General features: G+C 67.8%; 28 protein-coding genes. 18 read left to right on the top strand and 10 right to left on the bottom strand.

Annotated elements, in window-relative coordinates; all coding sequences use genetic code 11:
- Positions 1–60 precede the first annotated feature (60 nt).
- Positions 61–516: an SDR family NAD(P)-dependent oxidoreductase gene (locus tag ABD116_RS01135; RefSeq protein ID WP_343963793.1), complete on the bottom strand. Its 456-nt coding sequence runs from the start codon at positions 514–516 to the stop codon at positions 61–63.
- Positions 517–528: 12 nt separating this feature from the next.
- A complete protein-coding gene (locus ABD116_RS01130) occupies positions 529–1038 on the bottom strand; it encodes a hypothetical protein (protein WP_343963791.1) in 510 nt (169 codons plus the stop codon).
- Positions 1039–1170: 132 nt separating this feature from the next.
- Between ABD116_RS01130 and ABD116_RS01125 the strand changes: the two genes are divergently transcribed.
- The 4 genes from ABD116_RS01125 (at position 1171) to ABD116_RS01110 (ending at position 3677) form a co-directional block, all read left to right on the top strand.
- Positions 1171–1632 carry an SRPBCC family protein gene (locus ABD116_RS01125; protein ID WP_343963789.1) on the top strand — a complete coding sequence of 154 codons (462 nt, stop codon included), beginning with the start codon at positions 1171–1173 and terminating at the stop codon, positions 1630–1632.
- On the top strand, positions 1629–1997 hold the full coding sequence (locus ABD116_RS01120) for an ArsR/SmtB family transcription factor (protein WP_343963787.1): 369 nt from the start codon (positions 1629–1631) through the stop codon (positions 1995–1997). The genes ABD116_RS01125 and ABD116_RS01120 overlap by 4 nt, the downstream gene beginning before the upstream one ends.
- 97 nt (positions 1998–2094) lie before the next feature.
- Positions 2095–2679 (top strand): dihydrofolate reductase family protein, encoded by a 585-nt coding sequence (locus ABD116_RS01115; RefSeq protein ID WP_343963785.1) that lies wholly within the window; start codon positions 2095–2097, stop codon positions 2677–2679.
- Positions 2680–2717: 38 nt separating this feature from the next.
- A complete protein-coding gene (locus tag ABD116_RS01110; RefSeq protein ID WP_343963783.1) occupies positions 2718–3677 on the top strand; it encodes a DMT family transporter in 960 nt (319 codons plus the stop codon).
- A 34-nt stretch (positions 3678–3711) separates the two neighbouring features.
- On the opposite strand, the gene ABD116_RS01105 is transcribed toward ABD116_RS01110, so the two are convergent.
- Both ABD116_RS01105 and ABD116_RS01100 read right to left on the bottom strand, forming a co-directional pair.
- Complete coding sequence (locus tag ABD116_RS01105) at positions 3712–4587, bottom strand: transglutaminase-like domain-containing protein (protein ID WP_343963781.1); 876 nt, start codon at positions 4585–4587, stop codon at positions 3712–3714.
- Positions 4584–5453 carry a MerR family transcriptional regulator gene (locus ABD116_RS01100; protein ID WP_343963779.1) on the bottom strand — a complete coding sequence of 290 codons (870 nt, stop codon included), beginning with the start codon at positions 5451–5453 and terminating at the stop codon, positions 4584–4586. The genes ABD116_RS01105 and ABD116_RS01100 overlap by 4 nt, the downstream gene beginning before the upstream one ends.
- 198 nt (positions 5454–5651) lie before the next feature.
- Here ABD116_RS01100 and ABD116_RS01095 point away from each other — a divergent pair, with 198 nt between their 5' ends.
- The 4 genes from ABD116_RS01095 (at position 5652) to ABD116_RS01080 (ending at position 8510) form a co-directional block, all read left to right on the top strand.
- Positions 5652–6164: a PadR family transcriptional regulator gene (locus ABD116_RS01095; protein ID WP_343963777.1), complete on the top strand. Its 513-nt coding sequence runs from the start codon at positions 5652–5654 to the stop codon at positions 6162–6164.
- Positions 6165–6244: 80 nt separating this feature from the next.
- Positions 6245–7552, top strand: a complete 1308-nt coding sequence (locus ABD116_RS01090; RefSeq protein WP_343963776.1) for an alpha/beta fold hydrolase — start codon at positions 6245–6247, stop codon at positions 7550–7552.
- Positions 7549–8046, top strand: a complete 498-nt coding sequence (locus ABD116_RS01085) for an RNA polymerase sigma factor (RefSeq protein ID WP_343963774.1) — start codon at positions 7549–7551, stop codon at positions 8044–8046. Before ABD116_RS01090 ends, ABD116_RS01085 begins: the two co-directional genes overlap by 4 nt.
- Entirely contained in the window at positions 8043–8510 is a 468-nt protein-coding gene (locus tag ABD116_RS01080) for an SRPBCC family protein (protein WP_343963773.1), read from the top strand. Before ABD116_RS01085 ends, ABD116_RS01080 begins: the two co-directional genes overlap by 4 nt.
- Here ABD116_RS01080 and ABD116_RS01075 read toward each other — a convergent pair whose 3' ends face one another.
- Complete coding sequence (locus ABD116_RS01075) at positions 8511–9308, bottom strand: SGNH/GDSL hydrolase family protein (protein WP_343963771.1); 798 nt, start codon at positions 9306–9308, stop codon at positions 8511–8513.
- A gap of 113 nt (positions 9309–9421) precedes the next feature.
- Positions 9422–11518 carry a glycogen debranching protein GlgX gene (glgX, locus tag ABD116_RS01070; protein ID WP_343963769.1) on the bottom strand — a complete coding sequence of 699 codons (2097 nt, stop codon included), beginning with the start codon at positions 11516–11518 and terminating at the stop codon, positions 9422–9424.
- Positions 11519–11645: 127 nt separating this feature from the next.
- Between glgX and ABD116_RS01065 the strand changes: the two genes are divergently transcribed.
- The 6 genes from ABD116_RS01065 to ABD116_RS01040 all read left to right on the top strand — a co-directional run bounded on the left by ABD116_RS01065 (position 11646) and on the right by ABD116_RS01040 (position 17533).
- Positions 11646–12662: a Gfo/Idh/MocA family protein gene (locus ABD116_RS01065; RefSeq protein ID WP_343963767.1), complete on the top strand. Its 1017-nt coding sequence runs from the start codon at positions 11646–11648 to the stop codon at positions 12660–12662.
- Positions 12659–13702, top strand: a complete 1044-nt coding sequence (locus tag ABD116_RS01060) for a Gfo/Idh/MocA family protein (protein ID WP_343963765.1) — start codon at positions 12659–12661, stop codon at positions 13700–13702. Before ABD116_RS01065 ends, ABD116_RS01060 begins: the two co-directional genes overlap by 4 nt.
- 92 nt (positions 13703–13794) lie before the next feature.
- Entirely contained in the window at positions 13795–14574 is a 780-nt protein-coding gene (locus ABD116_RS01055) for an enoyl-CoA hydratase/isomerase family protein (RefSeq protein ID WP_343963763.1), read from the top strand.
- Positions 14574–15521, top strand: coding sequence for a class I SAM-dependent methyltransferase (locus tag ABD116_RS01050; RefSeq protein ID WP_343963761.1), 948 nt, complete (start codon positions 14574–14576; stop codon positions 15519–15521). The genes ABD116_RS01055 and ABD116_RS01050 overlap by 1 nt, the downstream gene beginning before the upstream one ends.
- 19 nt (positions 15522–15540) lie before the next feature.
- Entirely contained in the window at positions 15541–16569 is a 1029-nt protein-coding gene (locus tag ABD116_RS01045; RefSeq protein WP_343963759.1) for an acyltransferase, read from the top strand.
- Positions 16562–17533: a hypothetical protein gene (locus ABD116_RS01040; protein ID WP_343963757.1), complete on the top strand. Its 972-nt coding sequence runs from the start codon at positions 16562–16564 to the stop codon at positions 17531–17533. Before ABD116_RS01045 ends, ABD116_RS01040 begins: the two co-directional genes overlap by 8 nt.
- 43 nt (positions 17534–17576) lie before the next feature.
- Here the strand turns inward: ABD116_RS01040 and ABD116_RS01035 are convergent, their stop codons facing one another.
- On the bottom strand, positions 17577–18311 hold the full coding sequence (locus tag ABD116_RS01035; protein ID WP_343963755.1) for a class I SAM-dependent methyltransferase: 735 nt from the start codon (positions 18309–18311) through the stop codon (positions 17577–17579).
- A gap of 106 nt (positions 18312–18417) precedes the next feature.
- Here ABD116_RS01035 and ABD116_RS01030 point away from each other — a divergent pair, with 106 nt between their 5' ends.
- Both ABD116_RS01030 and ABD116_RS01025 read left to right on the top strand, forming a co-directional pair.
- Positions 18418–19200 (top strand): electron transfer flavoprotein subunit beta/FixA family protein, encoded by a 783-nt coding sequence (locus ABD116_RS01030; protein WP_343963753.1) that lies wholly within the window; start codon positions 18418–18420, stop codon positions 19198–19200.
- A 15-nt stretch (positions 19201–19215) separates the two neighbouring features.
- A complete protein-coding gene (locus ABD116_RS01025; protein WP_343963751.1) occupies positions 19216–20163 on the top strand; it encodes an electron transfer flavoprotein subunit alpha/FixB family protein in 948 nt (315 codons plus the stop codon).
- Positions 20164–20186: 23 nt separating this feature from the next.
- Here ABD116_RS01025 and ABD116_RS01020 read toward each other — a convergent pair whose 3' ends face one another.
- Positions 20187–20396: a hypothetical protein gene (locus ABD116_RS01020; RefSeq protein ID WP_343963749.1), complete on the bottom strand. Its 210-nt coding sequence runs from the start codon at positions 20394–20396 to the stop codon at positions 20187–20189.
- Between the two features lie 74 nt (positions 20397–20470).
- Positions 20471–22135, bottom strand: coding sequence for an amidase (locus ABD116_RS01015; RefSeq protein WP_343963747.1), 1665 nt, complete (start codon positions 22133–22135; stop codon positions 20471–20473).
- A gap of 208 nt (positions 22136–22343) precedes the next feature.
- Between ABD116_RS01015 and ABD116_RS01010 the strand changes: the two genes are divergently transcribed.
- Both ABD116_RS01010 and ABD116_RS01005 read left to right on the top strand, forming a co-directional pair.
- Complete coding sequence (locus tag ABD116_RS01010) at positions 22344–22703, top strand: hypothetical protein (RefSeq protein ID WP_343963745.1); 360 nt, start codon at positions 22344–22346, stop codon at positions 22701–22703.
- A 1-nt stretch (position 22704) separates the two neighbouring features.
- Positions 22705–23346 (top strand): hypothetical protein, encoded by a 642-nt coding sequence (locus ABD116_RS01005; protein WP_343964227.1) that lies wholly within the window; start codon positions 22705–22707, stop codon positions 23344–23346.
- Here ABD116_RS01005 and ABD116_RS01000 read toward each other — a convergent pair.
- On the bottom strand, positions 23314–24993 hold the full coding sequence (locus tag ABD116_RS01000) for a PucR family transcriptional regulator (protein ID WP_343963743.1): 1680 nt from the start codon (positions 24991–24993) through the stop codon (positions 23314–23316). The genes ABD116_RS01005 and ABD116_RS01000 overlap by 33 nt on opposite strands.
- Positions 24994–25085 lie beyond the last annotated feature (92 nt).

Here is a 25085-nt window from a genome sequence, read left to right as displayed (position 1 = left end):
AACGCGGGCCCCGCCTACCTCACTAGGCGGGGCCCGCGTTGTTTGTTGCAGGCAAGGCATTCACCACGGCAGTGGTCGGCCGTCGCGGAAGAAGCCGCCGGTGGGGCCGTCGTCGGGGAGGTTGACGGCCCAGAGCACGCTCCGGGCGCCGTCACCGACGGGTCGGCCGCCTTGCCCCATGTCGGTGTCGGTCCATCCGGGGCAGATCGCGTTGACGAGGATGCGATCGCGGCGCAGTTCTCCGGCCAGCAGTCGCGTCAACGCGTTCAGTGCGGCCTTGGAGACGTTGTACGCCGGCGCGCCGCCGGTCATCTCGCTGATCGCGCGTTCGGCTGGGTCGTACAGAATCGCCGCATTGTTGATCACCGCATCGACCTGCCCGACCTGCTCTGCGGCCCAGTCGGCCGCCCTCTCTGCGTCATCGGGGTCGCTCACATCCAGCTTCACCGGCAGCAACCGCTCGCTGTCGCCGATACCGCGATTGGCGCCGGTGACGAGTGCGACTCTGGTGGACACTTTTCAGAGATATCACGCTGCCCGTTCACCGTGAGTGCTGTTCGGGAGCAACGCCAGCAGTTGCCGAGTGTGCCCTGGAAGCTCGGAGTCGACCAGGCCGTCGAGCAGCGCCCGCAGCGGCAGTGGCTGGTTGACCTGGATCTTGTCGTGCGACACGAGCAGCGTCGGCACCATCGTGTCCAGCTCGTCCCCACTCAAGCCGTCGTCGTAGAAGGTGCAGAGGGCTTGTCCTTGACGGCGAACGCGGTCCTGAAGTCCTGCGATCCCGCCCGTCACCGCGATGACGTGCTCGAGCGTCCAGGGGTCGTGAGCGATCCGGTTGTCGTACGCCGGAACGGTGCCTGCGGCAATCGACGCTGCCGCCGCGATGGTGGTGGCGTTGACGATCGTCACGTGGGCCAGGACCTGCTCCGCATTCCACTCGCCGGCGGCCGGCGTGACGACCGCATCGCCCGCGGATGCGACCGTACCGGCCGCATCCAGCAGTGCGCCGAATACTTCCTGAACCGTCGTGCTGTTCATGATCTCTCCTCATCTGCAACCCTTGGTTGCACATGAGACTAGCCGGAGTTTCCGCGATGCGCAACCATCTGTTGCATATCGCGGTGATCGCGGGTTAGGGTGATCCGCAACCAAGGATTGCAGGAGGATGGCATGGAGTTCGGAACGCTCGAACGCGAGATCTACGTCGGCGCCTCACCCGAGATCGTCTTCGACGTGGTGAGCAGTCCCGAGCACCTGAAGGAGTGGTGGCCGGATGACGCCCGGTACGAGGCGACGCCGGGTGCTGAGGGGGAGATCGTGTTCGGCGACCCCTCTGCGGGCGGCCAAGTCGTCCAGTTCACCGTCGTCGACGCCGCTCCGCCCCGGATGTTCTCGTTCCGCTGGACCCATCCGGCCGGCGACGTGGCGAAGGAGGGCAATTCGTTGCTCGTCACCTTCGACCTGATCCCGTCGGGCGAGGGCACGCTGGTGAAGATGACGGAGACCGGCTTCCGCGAGATGGGCTGGGAGGCCGCGGTACTGGAAGCGCAGTACAACGACCACGCCACCGGCTGGGACTACTTCCTGCCCCGGCTCCCCGTGTACGTCGCAACGCTGGAGGCACACTCATGAGCCCCACCACGGTCGACGACGACCTCTGGTCCGCCATCGGCGACCCAACCCGCCGGCGCATGCTGGACCTCCTCCTCACCACCGGCGAAGGCACCGCCACCACCCTCGGCCAGCAACTCCCCGTCACCCGCCAGGCGGTAGCCAAACACCTCACCGTCCTCGACCGAGTAGGCCTGGTCCAGTCCCGCTCGGCAGGCCGCGAAAAGCTCTACCACGTCAACGAAGCCCAGCTGGCCCGAGCAGTAACCCAACTAACCTCGGTAACCGCCGCCTGGGACGCCCGCCTCCACCGCATCAAACACCTAGCCGAATCAATCCAGCGCAAAGCCACCACCACGCCCGCCCAACCCAAGAAAAACTCTTAGGCACCGATCCACCTCGATTGTCGATGTCGGGGTGTGTTGCTCGTATGGAGGGAGAGAGGGCGGAACGGCCGCGCTCGGGAAGCTGAGGGGATCGGTCATGGGTAACTCGGTTCTGTACATGTCGATGTCGCTGGACGGGTTCATCGCCGGGCCGGGTGACACGCCGGCGAATCCGGGTGGGGACGGGTTCATGCGGTTGCACGACTGGTTCATCGGGCCGGATGGGGAGTTCGGCAATGTCGAGGGGCCGGCGCGGGATGTGATCGAGGAGATGAGTGACTTCGGTGCGATCGTCGCCGGGCGTAACACCGTCGAGCAGGTCGATCACTGGGGTGGTGAGCGGAACGGCGGCGTACGGATTTTCGTGCCCAGTCATCGCCCTCCGGCGCCGTCGGTGGCGAAGTACCCGAAGGTCAGCTACGTCACCGACGGAATCGCCAGTGCGATGGCGCAGGCGAAGGAAGCATCAGGCGACCGACGGGTGATGGTCCACGGCGCCTACACGGCCCAGACCGCCCTAGAAGCAGGTGTCCTGGACGAACTCCAGATCCACCAGATCCCAGTCCTCTTCGGTAACGGCCGCCGCCTCTTCGACATCCTCCCCGACAGAATCGAACTCGACATCCTCAAGGTCGTGGACACCCCCGAAGCCACCCACATCCGCTACCGCGTCCACCACTAATCCCACCTGCCCCGTGTCTGGGTGGGAGGATCCCTCGGGTGAGGGTTCGGGAGATTCAGCAGTTGCCGATGGTTGGGTTGGCCGCGGTGGGTGGGGTTGGGCTGGCGGCGCAGGCTCGGCTCAATGGTGGGCTGGGGGCGAGTCTCGGTGACGGGGTTGTCGCCTCGATGATCTCCACCGCGAGCGGCATCCTCGTCCTGCTGGCGATCGTCCCGACCTCGCGCGGCGGCCGGCGAGCACTACGTCAACTCCGTGAGGCGCTGCGAGTACAAGGCCTCCGGTGGTGGCAATGTCTCGGCGGGGTCGGAGGCGCCCTGTATGTCGTCAGCCAAGGCGTCAGCGTCGGCTCCCTCGGCGTCGGCATCTTCGTGGTCGCCGTCGTCGGCGGTACGTCGGCCGGCAGCCTCGCCGTCGATCGCGCCGGCCTCGGACCAGGTGGCCCGCGCGCGATCACCACCCCACGCGTCATCGGCGCAACCACCGGTGTCGCCGCCGTCGCCATCGCCGGTCACGACCAACTGACAGGTGACAGCAACCTCTGGCTTCTCGCACTTCCCGTGATCGCAGGCCTGGCGCTGGCTCTGCAGTCCGCACTCAACGGCCGCGTCGGCGCCATCGCCGGCTCACCGTGGGCCGCCGCACTCGTCAACTTCACCGTCGCCGGCTGCACGCTCTGCATCGCGCTCCCGATCGAATTCCTCTTCCGCGGCCCCACCCCTGGCGAACTCCCAACCAGACCCTGGCTCTACTGCGGCGGCTTCATCGGCGTCTCCATCATCGCCATCGCAACCACCGTTGTCCGCCGGGTAGGAGTACTCGTCTTCGGCCTAGCCAGCGTCGTAGGCCAACTCCTGGGCGCCGTCCTACTGGACACCTTCACCGACCACCGCCCACCCGCCACCACCTGGATCGCAATAGCCCTGACCCTCGCCGCCGTAGCCATCACCATGCTCCCCAAGGCCCCACGCCCGCCCGCAAATACCACCACCTCCGCCTGAAGCCGCCATCGCGACGGACGACAAGCTGCGGCGCCTAGGGCACCACCACGCGACGGTTGAGGTCGACTGTTACCGGGGGATCGCCGGCCGGTGATAGTTGCAGGATCTGGTCGCCAGGGCGCAGCCGGGGATCCGCCGCGTAACGAGCAGCCAGTACGCCGGACGCTGCGTCGTCTCCGTTGTCGGCCGCGACCAGCAGCGTCGCGATCTCGTCCGCCAGCTCCAGATCGGCGCCGTCCAGCGAGCCGGTCATCGCACCCCAGCTGTCCCACAGCAACAGCTCATCACCTTGCAGGTGTGCCAGTTGGAAGAAGACATAGTTCCGAATGAACCATCCGCCCTTGATCGGCAGCCCCGGATCTACCCCGAAGTCGTCACCGTCCAGCTCGCCCGAGCGATACCCCAGCCACACCTCAGCCGCCGACCGGAACCATCCGGGAACCATGTCCTGTGGATCGAACTTCCAGTGCGGTCCCGGGTCGAGCTGAGCGTCGACCATCACCCAGCGCTCGCCGTTCCAGTACTCCACGACGACATGGTCGTGGTTGAACCCGTCGGCGAAGTACCGGCTGAACCCGATCCGGCTGCGCGCCGGGATCCCCTTGTGTCGCAGGGCGGACACCGTCATCAAGGTGTAGTCGCGGCAGCACCCGACGATCCGGTCGAAGGGCTCCCGTGGCACGGCCAGTGCGGTGCCGTTGCGGCGTTGGTCGGTGGTCAGCATCGCCGACACCCAGCGATGGTTGATCTCCTGGTAGCGATCTCCGGTGAACTCGATCCCGCCGCCGCGGTAGTGGATCAAGAGGTTCCGGATCACCGCGGTCAGTCCGGCGATGTCGGAGGACAGTGCGTCGAACAGCCCCGCGTGCACACCCGGGTCGCTGTAGGGAGTCTGGTCCGCGTAGTTCATCGTGCTGTTCCTTCGATCGGTTGGGCGATGTCGACGACCAGGGCCGGCCCGTCGACGTACTGGAAGTCGTGGTGGTAGATCTCGCGGACCGCCCCGGTCGTCGGACGACCTGATCGGCGGATCCAGTTGTCGAGCAGGTCGTAGGCGAGCATGATCCGCGGATACGCGCATTCGTCCTTGCTGATCGTGCAGTAGGCCTCGGTGCGCGCAGGCTCGACCCGGATGGCGATCGGCCCGCCTGGCTCGACCGCGCCGGTGAAGGGCACGCAGACCTCGACGGTCGCCTCGCTCTCCGGCGTCACCGGGCCGTGATAGATCACCCATGAGCCGCCGGTCAGCTCGGCACCCGCCTGCGCCAGGTGCGCCCGGATCTCCAGCGTGGACGAGACGATCACGCCGATCAGCGACTGTTGATCGGTGTCGGCGCGAATGGCCGCCACCTTGGCCGCGGGCACCGAACGCGTCAGTACGTCGCGAGCCGGCCACCCCGGACTGGTCGACGACCCAGCGTCGGACGACCGGAGCATCCGATCCCGCAGATACTCCAGAGTCGCGTGCCGGGCCTGGTTGGTCGCCTGCTCGGCTGCCCACCACCGGTCCAGCCGGATCAGCCCGTCCTCGTCCGACCCGGACAGCACCTCGGTGATCGTGGCCAGCGGCATGTCGAGCTGGCGCATCACGCTGATCCGCCGGGCCCGCTCGAGTTGGCTCGTCGAGTACAGCCTGGCGCCGGTCCCCGGAGCGATCCGGCTAGGAGCGAGCAGCCCCGATACGTCGTACAGCCGCAATGCCTTGTGGGACAGCCCTGAGCGCCGGCCGAACTCGCCGATCGTCAGCTCGCCCTCGATCTCCCGTGCCTCTGCCATGCCCGTCAGTGAACACCTTGCCCCAGGGGCAGGGGCAAAGTTTCTCCACAGGCCTTGCGATCATGACGGTAACGATATATCTTTAGTGTCATGAACAATATCGAGGAGGAACCCATGAACACCCCCAACACTGAAATCAGAGGCCGCCGAGGCGGTCACCGACACCCCCGCCGCGGTGGACCGCGGATGGGAGAAGGCATGCCGATGCACCGCGGACGCGGTGGTCGGGGCCCGGGCCGCGGCTCAGGCCGCGGACGCGCCCCTCGCGGCGATGTCCGAACGGCTGTCCTGATCCTGCTCGGCGAGGAGCCGATGCACGGCTACCAGTTGATGCAGGCCATCGCCGACCGCAGCGGCGGACGCTGGACCCCCAGCCCCGGTGCGATCTATCCGACCATCAACCAGCTGGAAGACGAGGGCCTTGTGACCGTCACCGCGGACGCCGGCCGCAAGCTCGTCACGCTGACCGACGCCGGCCGTCAGTACGTCGAGGAGCGTCGCGAGACCTCCGCCGACCCCTTCGCCGGCTTCGCGACCGCAGAGCCCGCCAACGACCTGCGTGGACTGCTCGAGGAGCTGCACTCAGCCACTCGCCAGGTAGCCCGCAGCGGCTCGGACGAACAGCGCGCAGCGGCAGCCAAGATCCTTTCCGAGGCTCGCCGGTCGCTGTATCTCTTGCTGGCCGACGGCCCGAAGACCCCCGAGGCCTGAAAAAACCTGCACCTCGCAGGGAACGTTTCGGCCGAACGGCTCCTCTTCCTCGATGTTCACACATCTGAGGAGGGGCCGAGATGGGGATCCGAAAGCTCGCCGCAGCGGTACACATCCTGCTTGCGGCGGCTCACGTCTACTGGGCAACTGGCGCAACCTGGCCCGCGCCCGACGAGCGATCACTCTCCCGAGCGGTCATCGGTGGGGAAGCGTCATTCGCTCCCCACATAGTGCTGCCACTGGCGGCGTTCCACCTGCTCCTGGCAGTCGCGGTACTCCGGTCTGACCGGTCCGCCCTGGCCAGAGTCGTAGTGGCCGGACTCGCAGCCGGCCTGGCCGCGCGAGCAACTCTCGGCGTCGCCTGGGCCTTCGTCGAGACAGACGCCGGTACTGCGTTCCACTGGCTCAACCTATTGCTCTACACACCGGCCTGCGTGGCTCTCCTGGCGATCGACGTCAGATTGCTCCAGGCCAAGTGGCTCAAGCGACTAGTCATTCCACTGCCCGTTCTCGGCGTAGTACTAGTCAGCTTGCTGGCCTACGGCTATCAGCCAACGGCCCAGCCGAGCCCCCAGCCATCTAGAGACTCCCGGTACGTCGAAACGCCGCTGGCAACGTTCCACTACTTGCAACGCGGTACCGGCGCACCCGTCGTGCTCCTGTCGCCAGGCGCCTCGCCGGCTTCGGCCTGGCAGCCTGAACTGGACGCTCTGTCGAAGACCCATGCCGTGTATGTCGTGGACCTCCCCGGTCAAGGGGAGACCCGACTGCACGGTAATGGGTTCGCCTTCGACCTGGACGCCATGACGGGAGCGCTGGGGGAGTTCCTGGACCAGCTCGACCTGCACCAGGTCGTCCTGGGCGGGAACTCCTGGAGCGGTGGCTGGGGGCTCGCCTATGCGCAGCAGCATCCCGAGCGGGTGTCCAAGCTGCTCCTGCTGGCGCCTTCCGGGCTGGCTGAGCCGGACCCCGCGAGCTGGGAGGCATTGAAGTTTCCGCTCGCCGGTGAACTACTCGCGAAGCTCGGTGCCAGTCGGTCAGCCGTGCAGGCAGCGGTCCGGGATCTCTTTGTCCACAAGGACCTGGTGACTCCGGCGCTTGTCGACCAGATGTGGGTGCCGGGCACGTATCGTGACAACGTCCGGGCGATGTACGCGCTCGAGCGCGGCCTCGACTGGCGCGTCACTCAAGCGGCCTTGCCGCGCACCGGGCAACCTGTGCTGATCATCTGGGGCGAGGAGGACACAGTGCTGCCGGTCGCGCAAGCGCAGCGCTTCGCGAAGTTGTTGCCACATGCAACGGTCCGGACACTGGCGGGCTGCGGGCATGCCCTCACTCTGGACTGTGCGGATCGGGTGACGCCGTTGCTGGAAGAGTTCGTGCAGTGATCGATGAACCCGAGCAGTTGGTGCGCGCGGCGCAGCGAGGTGACACGCTCGCCATGCACGACCTGCTCGACCAGTTGGCGCCGTACGTCGGACGGATCTGCGCACCGATCGCCTTGAGCAACGGGCCGGACGCGGCCCAGGAGGCGCTGGTCGCGGTGTTCAAGTCGCTCGGCACGCTGCAGGAGCCGGCCGCGTTGTTCGGCTGGGTCCGGGCGATCGCGATCCGCGCGGCGATCCGGGTGGCGAAACAGGACGAGCGCCAGGTCGCCGCCGATCTGGCGGAAGTACCGGCTCGCGGTGATCCGCAACTCGCGGTCGACATCCGCGACACCTTGGCACGGTTGTCGCCCGAGCATCGCGCACTACTCGTTCTGCGGGATCTCGAGGGGCTGGACGAACGCGAAGCGGCGGCGCTGCTCGCGGTACCGGCAGGAACGGTGAAGTCCCGCCTCCACCGAGCTCGGGCAAGTTTCCGAAAGGCATGGGCATCATGACCGACGATTGGCCGGACGTTCAGCTGGATTCCGTACGACGGCTGCGCGCGCTGGCAGCCGGCATCCCCGGCGCCACCGTGACCGAACGCGTGTACGACACCACGCCTGCCCACGCGTGGGATCTGATCTGGGGCGACGGCAGGACCTTCGTCGAGTTCCAGACCGACATGAAGAAGATCGAGTGGATCGAGCGTGACGGGGACCAGGTGCAGTTGCAGGTTCGCAGCCACTACGGCATGCGGGCCCGGCTGCGAGGGACCATTCGCCCTGGGTGGTGCTGGTTGCAGAGCCGCTTCCTGTTGATGGGCATGGCGGTCGCTGAAGAACCAGGCGGCGGTACGCGAGTAGCCCTCACCGGCGGAGTCCGGGTGCCAGGCCGCGCGGCGCTCATCCCCATCGGTGTCCGCCGCGAGAGCACCAAGTCCCTCAACCGCCTGAAGGCAATGCTTGAGGCCCGGACCTAGTCAGTGGGCGACGGTGGCTGGGATTGCGGCTAGGAGGGCCTTGGCCAGGGGGCGGTAGCCGAGGTCGTTGGGGTGGAAGAGGTCGGGGGCCAGCTTGCCGCGCCAGGGTGGGCGGACGTGGCGGGAGAGTTCGGCGACCGGGAGGCCTCGTTCGGCAGCGGCGGCATGGATTGTGCGGTTGATGCCGGCGACATACGGGCTGCAGAGGCTGCCGATTCCCCAGAAGCGGTTGGGAAGGAGCAGGTCCATCACGACCGAAGGAGACGGGAGGCGCTGGATGAGTTGGCGCAGGTTGCTGTGCACCACTTTCGGTGCGGTGCCGAGGATGTCGTTGCTGCCGATTCCGCAGGTCACCAGGTCTGGCTCGATGCCGAGCTTGTCGAGCATCGGGAGTTGGTCGTGGAGGACGTGAGCCGCCTGGGCGCCGGCACGGGAGAGGTTGAGCACGCGCCACGGTCGGCCGCCAGACTCGTTCAGGACGTTGACCGTCTGGCCGACGTACCCATGCAAGGGGGTCGTCGCCCCGAGGCCCTGGGCGGTCGAGTCGCCGAGCACCACCCAGAGCGGGCCGTCGCCGGCGAGCGCTGTCTCGTTCTGACGAGTCCAGTACTCCGCGTACGTCCGCGCCTGTACGTCGACATAGGCAACCCCGTCGCACCACCGACGGAACGCGCGCCGCGCCGTCGTCCGGTCGGCGTCACCCCACCGCACCACCATCTGATGCAGCACACCGATCGGCGTCGCGTGATCGTGCTCACTACGTTCGTAGTGCCTTTCGGCAGCACCTAGTAAAGCCATTGGCCCCCCTCTGGTCATCACCTCGGCGCCGGAACACACGAGGTGACCCGGAGGTGAACAGCTGGTGACCAGCGAAGGTACCTGATGAAGATGAACAACCCAGCGAGCGATTTTCAGAGCGCGCGGAGCAGTACCAGACACCGAGGGGCGAGGGGGACGACGGCGCCGGCGACGACCTCGGTGGCGCCGCTGGAGCTGGTGTCGAGGACTACCTCGTACGCCGGTGCCCAGGAGGCGTCGGGGACTACGACGTCGCGGGTTTCGGCGGTGGCGTTGAGGGCGAGGAGGAAGGAGTTGTCGACCGGAACGTTGCCGTCGGCATCGGTTCCGCGGATGGCGTCGCCGGCCAGGAACATGCCGATGGTGCGGAGGTTTCCGTCGTGCCAGTCGGCTTCGGTCATCTCGCCGCCGTGCGGGGCGATCCAGGAGAGATCCTTGCGGCCGCCGGGCACGACTGGCTGGCCGGAGAAGTAGTGCCACTGGCGCAGGGTCGGGTGGGCGGCCCGCAACGCGAGCAGCTTCTTGGTCAGCGCGAAATGATCCGACCAGACACCAGGCAGCGACCAGTCGAACCACGAGGTCTCGTTGTCCTGGCAGTACGGATTGTTGTTGCCGTGCTGCGTCCGCCCGCACTCGTCGCCGGCCGTGATCATCGGTACGCCGGTCGACAGCACCAGCGTCGCCATCAGGTTCGCCATCTGCCGCTTGCGCAACGCGACGACGCCGGGATCGTCCGTCTCGCCCTCGAAACCACAGTTCCAGGACCGGTTGTCGTCGGTCCCGTCGCGATTGTCCTCGCGGTTGAGTTCGTTGTGCTTGTGGTCGTAGGACACCAGGTCGCGCAGGGTGAATCCGTCGTGCGCGGTGACGAAGTTGATCGACGCATACGGGTACCGCCCGTCGTCGCCGTAGAGATCGCTCGATCCGGACAGCCTGTACGCGAGGTCCTGTACGCCGTACGACGACGTGCGCCAGATGTCGCGCACACTGTCGCGGTACTTCCCGTTCCACTCCGACCAAGGCGTCCCGAAGTTGCCGACCTGATAGCCGAAGTTCCCGACGTCCCACGGCTCGGAGATCAGCTTGACCCGCCCGAGCACCGGATCCGCCGCGACCTCCGCCAGGAACGGATGCCCGACCGTGTCGACCTCGTGGCGCTCGTTGCGGATCAGCGTCACCGCCAGGTCGAACCGGAACCCGTCGACGCCCATCTCCTCGACCCAGTACCGCAGCGAGTCCATCACCAGCCGGCGGACCTGCGGATGCGACGTGTCGACCGAGTTGCCCGTCCCGGTGACGTCGTACATCGTGCCGCCCTGCGTCAGCCGGTAGTACGCGCGATTGTCGAGCCCGCGGAAGCTCAGCGTCGGCCCATCGAAGCCACCCTCGGCCGTGTGGTTGTAGACGACGTCGAGGATCACCTCGATCCCCGCGGCATGGAACGCGGCGACCATTGCCTTGAACTCGGCAACCTGCTCACCCAGCGACCCGGATGACGAGAACGGAGCATGCGGCGCGAAGTAGTTGAGCGTGTTGTAGCCCCAGTAGTTGGGCAGCCCGCGCGCCGCGATGGCCGGCTCGGTCAGGAAGTGGTGGATGGGCAGCAACTCGACCGAGGTGACCCCGAGGTCGACCAAGTAGGAGATGACTGACGGGTGGGCCAGTCCGGCGTACGTGCCGCGCTGGTGCTCCGGTACGTCAGGATGCAGCCTGGTGAACCCCTTGGTGTGGAGCTCGTAAATCACCGTCTCGGTCCACGGAACCGGCCTGCTGATCGGCGGCGGCGGCTCCGACGACGCGACAACCACCCCAACCGGCACATGCCCGGCCGAGTCGCCCTCCGAGGAGTCGTAGATCAGCGGCGAGGCGAAGTCGAGCTCCCCGTCGACCGCCCGCGCATACGGGTCGAGCAGCAGCTTGGCCGGGTTGAACCGCAGCCCGTGCGTCGGGTCGAACGGCCCGTGCACCCGGTACCCGTACCGCTGCCCGTGCCCGACCCCGGCGACGAACCCGGTCCAATACTCGCCCATGTGCGCGAGGTCCAGATTGCGCTGGCCCCCTTGCTCGTCGATCAGCGCCAACTCGACCCGCTCGGCGGCGGGCGCCCAGACGGTGAAGGTCGTGCCATCGGACTGGACCACCGCGCCCAGCCGGAGGTCCGGATCGGGCGATGGGCCGAGCGCATTCGGGGCGGCGGTGGCTTCGGTCACCGGCACATTGTGCCCATGACAGGTCAAACCGCGCTGCCTGGGAGCGAAACCTGATACAAGTCCTGACAAATATGCAGGGAGTGTTATTAACTTACTCCCGACCACGCGGCCCTAGTGAAGGAACTCCATGTCTGACTCTGACCTGACGGTCGGGCTGATCGGCGCGGGCAACATCGCGCACGTTCACGTCACGGCCTGGCAGGCGCTCGGCGCGCGGGTGCTGGTGCACTCGGCCGCCGGCGCCGAGGAACTCGCCGCGCGGTACGGGCTGGAGTTCGCCCCGACGCTCGACGGCCTGCTCGCCGAGGTGGACTTCGTCGACATCGTCACGCCCTCGGCGACGCACAAGGAGATCGCACTGGCCGCGATCAAGGCCGGCCGCGACGTCATCTGCGAGAAGCCGCTCGCACTGCGGGCCAGCGACGCGCACGAGCTGTCCGAAGCGGCCGCTGCGGCGGGCGTACGGATCTACCCGGCGCATGTGGTCCGGTACTTCCCGGAGTACGTCGCTGCGCACGAAGCAGTCCTCGAGGGGCGGATCGGCAAGGTAGCCGTCGCCCGCTTCTTCCGGCAGGCGTCCTCCCCGGCCGGTGCCGGCTGGTACCGCGATGTCGCCCGCTCCGGCGGCGTCATCATGGACCTGATGGTGCACGACCTCGACCAGGCCCGCTGGCTGTGCGGCGAGGTGACCAGCGTTTACGCCGTACAGAGTCCGCCGAACGTGGATGGCATCAGCCCGGTCAACGTAGCGGCCCACGTGACGCTGACCCACGAGGGTGGCGCGATCAGCCACCTGCGGGCGACCTGGGGTGTGCCGGGGACGCCCTTCCGGACCGGCTTCTCCATTGCCGGCTCCACTGGCCTGCTCGAGTACACCTCGGATAAGGAGACCGGCTATGCCGAGGAGCTTCAGGGAGAGTCGGACAGCGGAGACCTGCTGATCCCCGAGTCGACTCTCTATGAGAGCCCGTACCTGACCCAGCTGCGCGAGCTGTCCACTGCCCTCAAGAACGGCTCCACGCCCCGAGTGGTTGCTGCAGATGGCACGGCGGCGGTCTACCTGGCCGAGGCGGCCCGCGTATCGATGACGACTGGTCGCACTGTCGACATGACTACCTTCGACCCGGCAGGAGTACCCGCATGACCCTGAAGGTAGCGATCGCCTCCTTCGCCCACACTCACGCTTCGTCCTACGCCGGGCTGCTCAACTCACTGCCCGACGTGGAGGTGCTCTCCTCGGACCCCGATGGCGCGGCCGCCCCCGACGCTGGTCCCCGAGGCGCTGACTTCGCCGCCAAACTAGGCATCCCCTACGTCGACTCCTACGACGAGCTGTTCGCCTGGGGCCCGGATGCCGTCGTGGTGACCGCGGAGAACGCACTCCACCGCGGCCTGGTCGAGCGAGCCGCCGCAGTAGGCGCACACGTGCTCTGCGAGAAGCCACTGGCGACAGAGGTAGCCGACGGCGAAGCCATGCTCGCCGCTTGCGAGGCAGCCGGCGTGATCCTCATGACTGCCTACCCGGTGCGCTTCGCGCCGTCGTACGGGCGGCTGCGGGCATCGGTCGAGGCAGGTCGTCTGGGCGACGTGTTCGCAGTTATGGGGACTAACAACGGGAAGATCCCCTATGCCCAGCGGCAGTGGTTCACGGACGCCAAGCTGGCCGGCGGGGGAGCGATGGTCGACCACACGGTCCACTGCGCCGACCTGATCGACGGGCTGACCGGTGGCGCGGAGGCAGTAAGGGTCCATGCTGTGGCCAACCACGTGCTGCACCAGGACAAGGGTGTGGAGGTGGAGACCGGCGGCCTGGTCACCATCACCTACGACAACGGGCTACTGGCAACCATCGACTGCTCCTGGAGCGTGCCCGACAACGGGCCGACTTGGGGTGGCGTGACGCTGCAGGTGACGGGTACGAAGGGCTCGGTGGAGATAGCGCCGTTCCAGTCGCATGTGGGCGGTACGGACGCTTCCGGTGAGGTCTTCCTCTCAGTAGGCGGCGACCTCGACTCGATGATGCTTGGCGAGTTTCTGAGCGCAGTACGGGCCTCTGGCAAGGCAGTGCCCGGTACTGCGCCCGCTGTGGTCCCGCAGCCGGACGGTGCAGTCGGCCTGCGGACCCTGCGCATCGTCGACGCCGCCCGTCGATCGGTAGCCGCCGGGCAGCCCGTCGACGTGTAACCGGGACCTCCCGGTAGTACGAGTATTCGCAGTGGTCCGGTACCGTGCCCGGGGATGTGACCGGCGGGTAGTGCTGAGACTGAGGAGCTGTGATGGGTGAGTTCGTCAACCTGACCGTGGCCGACGGGGTCGGCACGATCCGGCTGGACCGGCCGAAGATGAACGCGCTCAACGTGCAGGTCCAGGACGAGATCCGCGACGCCGCGCTGGCGGCGACCGCGGACGACGCGGTGCGGGCCGTCGTGATCTACGGCGGCGAGCGGGTCTTCGCAGCCGGCGCGGACATCAAGGAGATGGCTGACATGTCGTACGCCGACATGGTCAAGCGCTCCGGTCCGCTGCAGGCCGCGCTGAACGCGGTCGCCGCCATCCCGAAGCCGACCGTCGCGGCGATCACCGGCTACGCGCTCGGTGGCGGCTGCGAGCTGACCCTGTGCGCGGACTACCGGATCGCGGCGGACGACGCCAAGCTCGGCCAGCCCGAGATCCTGCTCGGCGTCATCCCCGGCGCCGGTGGCACGCAGCGGCTCTCGCGGCTGATCGGGCCGTCCAAGGCCAAGGACCTGATCTTCACCGGCCGCTTCGTGGACGCGGCCGAGTCGCTGCAGATCGGGCTGGTCGACAAGGTCGTACCGGCTGCCGAGGTGTACGACGCCGCTGTTGCCTGGGCCTCGCAGTTCTCCAAGGCGGCCTCGCTGGCGCTGCGCGCGGCCAAGGAGGCGATCGACGCCGGGCTCGGGGTCGACCTGCACACCGGGCTGGAGATCGAGCGGCAGCAGTTCGCGGCCCTGTTCGCCACCGAGGACCGCACGATCGGGATGAAGTCTTTTGTCGAGAACGGCCCCGGCAAGGCCGAGTTCAAGGGAATCTGATGACCACGTCTGCTTCGAAGCCCGCTGCCACCGCCGAAGAGGTCGAGGCCGCGTGGAACGACAACAAGCTCGCCCAGGTGCTCTACCACGACTGGGAAGCGTCGACCTATGACGAGAAGTGGTCGATCTCGTACGACGAACGCTGCGTCGACTACGCCCGCGACCGGTTCACCGACGTCGCCGGGTCCGACGGCTGGCCGTACGCCAAGTCGCTCGAGATCGGCGCCGGCACGGGCTTCTTCACGCTGAACCTGAAGCTGGCCGGCGTACTGGCCGAGGCGCATGTCACCGACCTGTCGCCGGGCATGGTCGAGGCGGCCAAGCGCAACGCGGACACGCTCGGCTTCGCGATCGAGGGCAAGGTCGCGGACGCGGAGAAGCTGCCGTACGACGACGACACCTTCGACCTGGTGATCGGGCACGCGGTGATCCACCACATCCCGGACGTCGAGCTGGCGTTCCGCGAGATGCTCCGGGTGCTCAAACCGGGCGGCCGCTTCGTCATCTGCGGCGAGCCCACCCGGTACGGCGACTTCGTGGCGCGCCGGCTGTCGCGGTTCACGTGGTGGGCGACGACCAATGTGACCAAGCTGCCGGCGCTGTCGCATTGGCGCCGGCCGCAGTCGGAGCTGGACGAGTCGTCGCGGGCGGCCGCGTTGGAGGCCGTGGTCGACTTGCACACGTTCGATCCGGACACGCTGGCCCGGATGGCGTCGCGCGCCGGCGCTGTCGACGTACGGACAGTGACCGAGGAGTTGCTCGCGGCCTGGGTCGGGTGGCCGATCAGGACGTTCGAGGCCGCCGTACCGGAGGAGAAGCTCGGGTTCGGGTGGCGGATGTTCGCGTACAAGTCCTGGCTGCAACTGTCGAAGGTCGACAAGGTTCTGTCTCAGGTCGTACCCCATGAGCTCTACTACAACGTGTCCATCACAGGTGTCGCCCAGTAGCGGTGTACATACTGGACGGATGCGGTTGCTGACGGCGGCGAATCTGCGCTGGGTGGTGCGCCACCGGGCGTGGACGCCGTACTACCTGAAGCGCTACTGGCGCTTCGGCTGGTTCAAGCTGCGGCACCGCCATGTCGTCACCGAGGGATTCGTCTTCCTCGGCAAGAAACTGGAGATCGTCGCGCGGCCCGGGCACGGGCGGCTGATCCTCGGGCAGTGGGTGCATCTGGGTGACGAGACGCGACTGCGTGCCCATGAGGGCACCCTGCGGATCGGCGACAAGGTCGTCTTCGCCCGTGACGTCACCGTCAACTGCTACCTCGACATCGAGATCGGCGCGTCGACGTTGATCGCCGACGGCACCTACATCTGCGACTTCGACCACAAGACCGAGGACCTCGACCTCCCGATCAAGGACCAGGGCCTGGTCAAGTCACCGGTCCGGATCGGTCCCGACTGCTGGCTGGCCACCAAGGTCACCGTCACACGCGGCGCCGACATCGGCCGCGGCGTGGTGATCGGCGCCAACAGCGTTGCCCGAGGCAACATCCCGGCGTACTCCGTAGCCGTCGGCGTCCCCGCCGAGGTGGTCCGCGACCGCCGCACCCGCTACGAGGCAGACGCCCCTCGCCGCGCCTACCTGGCAGACCTGGCCAAATCCAACGCCGAAACCACCGCCCGCCTACAAGCCGGCCACCCCCCACCCACAGCACCCCCGCGCCCCTCCAGCGAAGCCGGTCACACCGCACCGACGGCAGAGCCGCGCCGCTCCAGCGAGGCCGGCCCGCTCGGCTCACCCAGTGCAGACGGAGGCTCGGAAACCACCTCCTCGGCGCAGGCCGACCCGACCCAGGCGAAGCCGTCCGCCGCGTCCGGCCAACGCTCGCCGACAGAGAATCCTTTGACTTTTGCAGTGGAAGAGGACGCGAGGGGTAACAGCGTCGGGACAACTGGTGATAAGGCAGATATGACCAGGGGGTTCTCAAGTTACTCGCCAGTCGTGCACTATGTCCCGGAAGTAGCCGAAGAGGAGACGCAGCGTGGCTGAGCAGGCGGACAAGGGGTCCATCCTGGACCAGGCGGCCGCCGACGGCTCGATCACCGACGCGCGGCACCGGGCGGTCGATCCGGTGCCGATCGTGGTGGCGGATGTGACGGACGGTGTGGATCTGGCTACGTTGGAGTCAGCGGACGGCGTGCCGTCCGCACCGATCTGGAGGGTGCGGCGCAAACTGTCGCCGCGCCCGGTACCGGGCAACCGACGCAGGAAACCGCCGGTCCCGGCACCGGTGACGGACGAGGAACCGATCCCGGCTGAGGAGATGGACGACGTGGGTACTCAACCCGACAAGGCGGCCAAGACCGCCGATGCCGAGAAGGCGGTGACACCGGACGTGGAGGCTGAGGAGACTCCCGCGACCGCGACGTCCGCCGAGGCGTCCAGCGCGCGCGGTACCACCGCGACCGCGACGAAGCCCGCGAAACCGAAGACGGCGGCCGAGATCGTCGCCGAGCAGAAGGCCCGCGAGAAGGCCGCCGCCGAGTCGCCTCAGGACGATACGGCGGTGACGAAGCCGGTCACCCGGCAACCCGCCGCGCCGAGCGCTGCCGCAGTACCGGGCGCGACCACGCCCAAGACCGGCGTCAAACCTGTCGCCGCCGCGGCCAAGAAGACCGCGACGTCTTCTTCCGGCTCGGGCAAGGCCGCGTTGTCCGCGGTGGGGTCGGGCGTCAAGCGCTTCCGGAACCTGCTGGCCTCGCTGGTCTGGCTGATCGCAGTCATCGCGGCCGCGTTGCTTGCCCTGGGCGCTCTCTTCACCGCGCTCGACCAGGCCAACCAGAGCAACGAGATCGTGAAGTGGGTGCTGGAGCGCGGTCACGACCTGGTGGGCCCGTTCAAGGACCTCTTCCGGCTCGAGACGGCGAAGAACACCCTGCTCGTCAACTGGGGGATCGCGGCGCTCGTCTACCTGATCATCGGCAAGATCGCCGAACGCTTTATCCGTCCCTGACCTGTACGCCGTCAGGCCGCGGCCCCCGTATTGGCTGGTCCGCCTACGTGGTCCGCGGCCGGGCGACGACGATGAGGTCGAGGCTGTCGTCGAGGTCGCCCGGCCGGATCACGAAGTCGTCGTACCTGGTCTCCTTCACCAGCTGGACCAGGTCGGCCGGCCACTGGGTGTGGTCCGACGCGAGTTGCGCGTCCACACACGACCCGTGCTGCCGCTCCCACGCGGTCAGCTTGTCGCCGTGCCAGAGGCCGAGCGTCTCGACGACCTCCAGGTCCGCTTCGACCAGCTCGACGAACTCGGGGCCGGTGAGTTCCCTGGTGTGATACCAGTTGCCGCTCGGGAAGGTCAGCCGGTTCGGAGTGCTCAGGACGATCGTGGCGCCGGGCGCTGTGATCCGCGCGCACTCCGTGATGAAGCGCGGCTGCTCCCACAGGTGCTCGATCGTCTGCAGCGACACGAGCAACTCGAAGGCGTCGTCGGCGAAGGCGGTCTGGACGAGATTGCCCTGCACCAGATTGACTTGTGGATAAGCCTTGGCGACGTGGCGAAGCGTCGTACCTTCATAGTCGAGACCGAACACCTGCCTGGCTCCGGCCCGGTGCAACAGGTCCGCGCCGTACCCCTCGCCGCAGCCGGCGTCGAGGGCGCGGCGGGTCTCGGATGTCAGCCAATTCGCCGTGATCCAGCGATAGGCAGCCTCGTGGCGCGCGAACCAGTAGTTCTCATGCCAGATCCCGGGGGCTGTTCTCTCACCGGTGAGCGGTAACGTCTCGGTCACCAGGTGACTGTAACTGTGATGGGACTCGCACGCGTCATATGTTTCTCGCGAGTAACATCCGTGGCAGGCTGGGAGAGACCGTTAACCAGAAGGGGTCCCACACGCTATGAAGATCGTCGTCTGCGCGAAGTTCGTGCCGGATGCCACGGCGGATCGCCGCTTCCGCTCCGAGGACAACACGGTGGATCGCGCCGGGGTCGACGGGCTGCTGTCCGAACTGGACGAGTACGCCGTCGAGACCGCGCTGACCGTGAAGGAAGCCGGCGACGGTGAGGTGACCATCCTCACGGTCGGGCCGGAGCAGGCTGCCGACGCCATCAAGAAGGGTCTCCAGATGGGCGCCGACGCCGGCGTCCACGTGAACGACGACGGCATCCACGGCTCCGACGCCGTGGCGACCTCGCTGATCCTGGCCAAGGCGCTGGGCAAGCTCGAGGCCGACCTGATCGTCTTCGGGATGGCGTCGACCGACGGCTCGATGGGCGTCGTGCCGGCGATGGTGTCCGAGCGGCTCGGGCTGCCCGGTGTCACGCTCGGCTCGTCGGTCACCGTCGACGGCAACACCGTGACGATCCGCCGGGACGGTGACACCGCCAGCGACACCATCGAGGGCACGCTGCCGCTCGTGCTGTCCGTGTCGGACCAGTCCGGCGAGCCGCGGTACCCGTCGTTCAAGGGCATCATGGCCGCGAAGAAGAAGCCGGTCGAGACCTGGTCGCTGGCCGACCTGGAGATCTCGCCCGACCAGGTCGGCGCCTCCTCGGCGTGGACCGAGGTCACCGAGGTGACCGCCCGCCCGCCGCGGTCGGCCGGCACGATCGTCACCGACGAGGACGGCAGCGGCGCTGCCCAGCTCGTCGAGTTCCTGTCCACCAACAAGTTCCTCTGAGGGGCGAGCAAACTCATGTCGAACGTTCTCGTTCTCGTCGACCACACCGGTGGCAAGGTCCGCAAGACGACCGCTGAGCTGCTGACCATCGCGCGCCGCCTCGGCGAGCCCGTCGCCGTCTTCATCGGCGACAACGTGCAGGACGCACTGCCCGCCCTCGGCCAGTACGGCGCGACCAAGGTGATCGCGCTGACCGACCCCGAGCTCACGCAGTACCTGGTGGCACCCAAGGCCGAGGCGCTGCAGCAGGTCGCGGCCAAGATCGAGCCCAGCGCGATCCTGATCTCTTCGAACTCCGAGGGCAAGGAGATCGCCGCCCGCTTGGCGGTCAAGCTCGACTCCGGCCTGATCACCGACGCCGTGGACGTGCAGGAGGGCCCGGTCACCACGCAGTCCGTGTTCGCCGGCAACTACTCGGTCCAGGCCAAGGTCACCCACGGCACGCCGATCATCACGGTCAAGCCGAACGCTGCGACCCCGGAAGCGGCCGAGACCTCGCCGGAGGTGGAGGAGTTCGACGTCACGATCTCCGACGGCGCGAAGACGGCCCGCATCACCGACTCCAAGCCCCGCGAGGCGACCGGTCGTCCGGAGCTGACCGAGGCCGCGATCATCGTCTCCGGTGGCCGCGGTACCGGTGGTGACTTCAGCCCGATCGAAGCCTTCGCCGACTCGTTGGGCGCAGCGGTTGGCGCCTCCCGGGCGGCAGTCGACTCGGGTTGGTACCCGCACGCCTACCAGGTGGGCCAGACCGGCAAGACCGTGTCGCCGCAGCTCTACATCGCTGCGGGCATCTCCGGCGCCATCCAGCACCGGGCCGGCATGCAGACCTCGAAGACCATCGTCGCCATCAACAAGGACGAGGAAGCCCCCATCTTCGAGCTGGTCGACTTCGGCGTCGTGGGCGACCTCCACAAGGTCCTCCCCGCCACCACCGAAGAGGTCACCAAGCGCAAGTCCTGAACCATCTGAACCAGATGAAGTGATCAGCGCCCGGTCCGGCCCCGCCGACCGGGCGCTGTCGTCCGCGAGTTGCTGATGATCAGGCCGGTGGCGCTGGCGAACCTGATTCGTTCGACCGGGTCGGCGATCTCATACCGCGGCTGCTGCCAGTCCCGCTCGGCCAGCGGCGTCTGGTCGGAGGCGACCCCGCCGCTTCGCCTCGCGCGGAGCCAGTAGCCGGTCGCCGCCGCCATCGGCGCGAGTCGTCCGCGCCGCCGGCGAGCGTGCGGTGCCAGACGTTCCGGCGTTCGCGAGTTCGTGTGTTGGGTTAGAGGCCGATGTCGGCTGGGCGGTAGGTGGGGGTGTGGCGGGCTTGGGATTTTTGTTCGTAGGCGTGGGCCAGGCGAAGGAGTACTGGTTCGGACCAGGCTGTGCCGATGAAGGTGATGCCGACGGGGAGGCCGAAGGCGAAGCCGGCGGGGACGTTGATGGCGGGGTAGCCGGCCAGTGCGGCGGGGGTGGAGCTGCCGCCCAGGTAGTTGTCGCCGTTGATGAGGTCGATCTTGCCCGGGGGTGCGCTGGTCGGCATCACGAGGGCGTCGAGGCGGTGCTGGCGTAGTACGGCGTCGATGCCTTCGGTGCGGGACAGCCGGTGGTTGGTGGCCAAGGCCGCGCGGTACTCCGCGTCGGAGAAGTCGAGCGCCTGGATGGCCTCCAGCCCGTCTTGGCGCACGTAGAGCAGCTCGCGGTCGGCGTGCTCGCGGTTGAAGGCGATCAGTTCGGGCAGGCTGCGCGGGTGGTCGCCTGGAGTTGTGGACAGGTATCGGTTGATCGCTCGCTTGGCCTCGTACGCCTGCACGACGATCGAGGTCTCGGTGTCCTCGAGTTGCTGCGCTGTCGGGATGTTGGCTGGGTCGACGATTGTGGCGCCGGCCTTTCGCATCACCTCGATCGCCTGCTCGGCGATCTCGTCGGCGTGGCTGCTGTACCCGAAGTACACCTCACGCGGTACGCCGATCCGCGCGCCCCGCAAGCCGTCGTCGTCGAGGAACTGCGTGTAGTCCAGGTGCAAGTGCCCGCGACTCGCCTTCGTCGCCGGATCCCGCTCGTCGACTCCGGCCAACGCGCCGAGCACGATCGCGGCGTCGCGGACGGTGCGGGCGATGGGGCCGACGCTGTCCTGGCTCGGTACTCCTTGGATCATGCCGGCGCGGCTGATCAGACCCACGGTGGGTTTCACACCCACGACCGAGTTGGCTGCGGCCGGGTCGACGATCGAGCCGTTGGTCTCAGTGCCGATCCCCGCGACGCAGAGGTTCGCGGCGGCCGCTACCGCCGTACCGGAGCTGGATTCGCTTGGGGATCGGTCGAGCTTGTACGGGTTGCGCGTCTGGCCGCCGCGGGCGCTCCAGCCGGGGTGATGGGTAATCGAGATGCCGCCGGCCCACTCACTCAGGTTGGTCTTGCCGAGCAACACCGCACCGGCCGCCCGAAGCTTCGCCGCCACGGCCGAATCCACCTTTGGCCGTCCGCCCTCCAACGCGAGCGAGCCGGCCGTCGTGTGCATCCGATCCGCTGTATCGAAGAGGTCCTTCATCAACATCGGCAACCCATGAAGCGGACCACGAACCCCACGTGTACGCCGCTCCGCATCCAGCCGCCGCGCCTCGCGCATCGCATCAGGATTGACCTCAATCACGGCCCGCAACCCAGGGCCGCGCCGATCGATCCTCTCAATCCGCTCCAGGTAATACCGAGTCAGCTCCACAGCAGAAATCCGCCCCACCACCATCTGATGGGCAAGCTCGGCGATCCCAGGACCATCCGGCTGCGCTCCCGCAGCCTGCGTCGCCGTGCCCTGGGCCGCCCGGCCCTGTGTCGCCGTCCCGCCGGCTGCCGCGTCCGTTGCGGACGTCACCCAGGGCGCCGTCGCGGCGGCTAGGCCCATCGCCAGTACTCCGCGCCGCCCGGGCGTGCTTCGCTCAAGCCTCATGTCCCACCTCTGCAGGGTCGTCGAGATCCACTCCCTCAAGCACACCGTCCAGTCATGCCGTCGGACATCACCTGCCCGCTACGGCTCCGGTAGCCCTGGCGCTACCCGGGTCCGCCGGGTGGCTTGCCGTCCGCGCCGGCGTCGGGCGTGAGGTGGGTCACAGGAGTCGTGCGGGCCGGGGGCGGCCCGTGGTGGGGTCGAGGGAGCGGTGATCTCGACGAAGGGGAGCGGGATGGCGGATGTGGACGCGGGTATGAGCGCGGGTGCCGGTGTGGATGTGGGCGCGGGGTTGGTGTTGCCGGGGGAGGAGGCTGTTGGGTTGATGGAGTTTTGTGGGGTTGGTGGGCAGGATCGTGAGGAGATGCTGGCGGCTCGGCCGGATGCTGTGAGAGAGCCGGAGTGGTGGGCGGTTACGGCTGCGTTGGCGGAGAGTGTTGTGCGGGAGATGGAGATGGCGGTTCCGTCTACTGGGTTTGAGGCTTGGCCGGCGGTGCCGATGGAGTCTTCGGCGGCGGGGTTGTTTGCGGGGGGCTTGGGCGTTGCTGGCTTGTGTTTCTCGGTTGGTTGAGGTGCATGCGCGGCGTGGGGTGCCGGAGGCGGTGACCAGGGCGACGGTGTCGGCGCTGGGTGGGGTGATGAGTACGCATCGGCAGATCTTCGGGCGGGCGGGGGTGGGGCTGATTCCGTTGTGGAGTCCGCCGTTGCGGTTCCGGGGGACGGATTTCGAGATCGGGCGGCATGCTTTCACGCGGGCTCAGCTGGGGATCGGCGACGGCGTTTCAGGTCACGTACTGATGATGCACATCCCGCCGACCGGGCGGCTCGATGCGCAGGCGTCCGAGGAGTCGGTTGCCCAGGCGACACGGCTGTTCGAGCGGTGTTATCCCGAGGAGCCCGTCGCCGCGTTCGTCTGTCACTCGTGGCTTCTCGATCCGGATCTCGCCGACTACCTGTCCGCGGACTCCAACATCATCCGATTCCAGCGGCGCTTCGATCTGCTCCCGCAGCTGCCCATGAAGGACCCGAGCGAGGGCGACCGCGAGATGATGCGGCTCGGCCTGCATCTCTCGGTACCTGACGATGGCCCGCTCACGGAGGACGACCTGGATCGAGTGCCCCAAGAGACCTCGCTGCAACGGGCCTTCGTCTCCCACCTCCGCGCCGGCGAACACTGGCAACTACGAACCGGCGTCCTCCGCAAGCCGAGCTGAGGCCGCACCTCGAGAAGGCCGAGGTGGGCTGACGACGCGGAGTTGGAGCATGGCGGCGAAGCGGGCTTCGGGGTCGTCGAGGTCGAGGGCGCCGACTTCGGCGAGGCGGCGGAGACGGTACCGGAAGGTGTTGGGGTGCACGTAGACGGCGGCGGCCGCGGCGATGACGTCGCCGAAGGCGTCCAGCCAGGCTCGCAGGGTTTCGACCAGGTTCGTGTTGTGCTCGCGGTCGTACGCGACCAGGCGCGCGATCGGGCCTGTCGGTTGATCGCCACGGGCCTCGATGAGGTCTCGCAGTTCGAGCAGGAGCGATTCGACATGTACGTCGGCCAGCCGGGCGACCCGCTGTGAGCCGCGGGCTGTTCGGAGTACCCGGAGAGCCCGGTCAGCGCCGGCGCGGGCGTGGGGGAGACGGGAGGTTTCGCGTACCACCGGACCGACGCCGATCGTCGCGGTGACGCGTTCGCCGATCCGGTCGAGGAAGTCCTTGGCGATCCGTACTGCGTTCTCCTCGCCATCCGAGCGATCGGCGCGGACTGGCATCAACCCGTAGGCGACATCGCCGACCAGCGCGGCGGCCGAACGCGGATGGACGGCACCGAGATGCATCGCGAACGCGTCGGCCAGCCGCTGCCGCTCGGTGGCCAACCCGGCCTCGCCGACCAGCGAGTCGGAGACGGGAACAGCCAGAGCCAGTACTACGACAGGCTGGTCGGTCAGGCCCAGACGATCGAGCGCATCGCGGGCTCCGGCGCCGCCTTCGAGCGCAGTACTGACCAGATCGGCGCGGAGTCGGCGCTCGACGTCGGCGCCGGCGCGGATGCGGAGCATGTGAAGGGCGACGAGCTTGGCCGCGTCGCAGAGTGCCTGGGTGCGTTCCTCGCTGAGCGGGTCGCGGACGGCGGCCCAGATCGAGCCGAGGATCTCGTCGCCGGCACGGACGGCGACAGCGACGCGGGGAAGGGTGATTTCGCCTTTGGTGACAGGCAATGGGGGGATGTAGACCGGCTGATCGGTTCGGTACAGGTCGCGGAATACGCCTCGCTCGTTGAGCAGCCGGGAGTAGCGCTGCGGCACCTGGCGGCCGAGGACGGTCTCGACCCGGGCGGGGTCGGCTTCGTCCTGGCGGTTGGAGAAGGCGAGGACGCGGGAGCTGCGGTCCTCGATGGTGATCGGCGCGTCGAGGAGGGCGGCGGCCGCGTTGGCGAGGGCGAAGAGGTCGCCGGAGGGCATCCCGCCGAGGGTTTCCGGCTCGGCCACTCCGACGTCGCCGTCGGCGAGGAGCGATCTCAGGAGTACTGCGAGCTGGTCCCAGGAGGCGCCTCGGGTAAGACCGAGCAGGGCGACGCCGGACTCGGTGACCGCGTTGGTGATCGCCTCGTCGGGGGCGATCGGGGAGCGGACGACGAGTCCGGCGGCCTGCTGGCGGCCGAGGTCGCGCAGTACCCAGGAGATGACCGAAGGTTCCTGCAGACCGACGCCGAGGACGAGCGCGTGGCGGGGGAGCACCGGCTCGTCGAGTGGGTCGTGGATGACGACGCCACCGATCTCGGCCGGCTGGTCGGGGTCACCGTGGACGAGTTCGAGCAGGGTGGCGCCCAGATCGTCGAGCACCCGGCCGAGGCTTGCACGTGGTCGATTCGTCACGGAAGGCAGCACCTTTCCGAACTTAGAAGCCGGGAACCCAGTCTAGTTCGTCCAGGTGCACAATTTCAGCCCCTGATTTAGTCCGTTCCGAC

Source organism: Kribbella koreensis (assembly GCF_039525325.1).
Classification (GTDB): domain Bacteria; phylum Actinomycetota; class Actinomycetes; order Propionibacteriales; family Kribbellaceae; genus Kribbella; species Kribbella koreensis.
The sequence above is the reverse complement of the archived record's forward strand: the minus strand, read 5'-3'. Positions and strand labels throughout refer to the sequence as shown.

Bases quoted from the DNA above. Each gene is read 5' to 3' on its own strand.
- ABD116_RS01130 (WP_343963791.1), bottom strand. From the start codon at position 1,038: ATGAACAGCACGACGGTTCAGGAAGTATTCGGCGCACTGCTGGATGCG.
- ABD116_RS01125 (WP_343963789.1), top strand. From the start codon at position 1,171: ATGGAGTTCGGAACGCTCGAACGCGAGATCTACGTCGGCGCCTCACCC.
- ABD116_RS01120 (WP_343963787.1), top strand. From the start codon at position 1,629: ATGAGCCCCACCACGGTCGACGACGACCTCTGGTCCGCCATCGGCGAC.
- ABD116_RS01115 (WP_343963785.1), top strand. From the start codon at position 2,095: ATGGGTAACTCGGTTCTGTACATGTCGATGTCGCTGGACGGGTTCATC.
- ABD116_RS01105 (WP_343963781.1), bottom strand. From the start codon at position 4,587: ATGAACTACGCGGACCAGACTCCCTACAGCGACCCGGGTGTGCACGCG.
- ABD116_RS01100 (WP_343963779.1), bottom strand. From the start codon at position 5,453: ATGGCAGAGGCACGGGAGATCGAGGGCGAGCTGACGATCGGCGAGTTC.
- ABD116_RS01095 (WP_343963777.1), top strand. From the start codon at position 5,652: ATGCCGATGCACCGCGGACGCGGTGGTCGGGGCCCGGGCCGCGGCTCA.
- ABD116_RS01090 (WP_343963776.1), top strand. From the start codon at position 6,245: ATGGGGATCCGAAAGCTCGCCGCAGCGGTACACATCCTGCTTGCGGCG.
- ABD116_RS01080 (WP_343963773.1), top strand. From the start codon at position 8,043: ATGACCGACGATTGGCCGGACGTTCAGCTGGATTCCGTACGACGGCTG.
- ABD116_RS01075 (WP_343963771.1), bottom strand. From the start codon at position 9,308: ATGGCTTTACTAGGTGCTGCCGAAAGGCACTACGAACGTAGTGAGCAC.
- ABD116_RS01065 (WP_343963767.1), top strand. From the start codon at position 11,646: ATGTCTGACTCTGACCTGACGGTCGGGCTGATCGGCGCGGGCAACATC.
- ABD116_RS01060 (WP_343963765.1), top strand. From the start codon at position 12,659: ATGACCCTGAAGGTAGCGATCGCCTCCTTCGCCCACACTCACGCTTCG.
- ABD116_RS01055 (WP_343963763.1), top strand. From the start codon at position 13,795: ATGGGTGAGTTCGTCAACCTGACCGTGGCCGACGGGGTCGGCACGATC.
- ABD116_RS01050 (WP_343963761.1), top strand. From the start codon at position 14,574: ATGACCACGTCTGCTTCGAAGCCCGCTGCCACCGCCGAAGAGGTCGAG.
- ABD116_RS01045 (WP_343963759.1), top strand. From the start codon at position 15,541: ATGCGGTTGCTGACGGCGGCGAATCTGCGCTGGGTGGTGCGCCACCGG.
- ABD116_RS01030 (WP_343963753.1), top strand. From the start codon at position 18,418: ATGAAGATCGTCGTCTGCGCGAAGTTCGTGCCGGATGCCACGGCGGAT.
- ABD116_RS01025 (WP_343963751.1), top strand. From the start codon at position 19,216: ATGTCGAACGTTCTCGTTCTCGTCGACCACACCGGTGGCAAGGTCCGC.
- ABD116_RS01020 (WP_343963749.1), bottom strand. From the start codon at position 20,396: ATGGCGGCGGCGACCGGCTACTGGCTCCGCGCGAGGCGAAGCGGCGGG.
- ABD116_RS01015 (WP_343963747.1), bottom strand. From the start codon at position 22,135: ATGAGGCTTGAGCGAAGCACGCCCGGGCGGCGCGGAGTACTGGCGATG.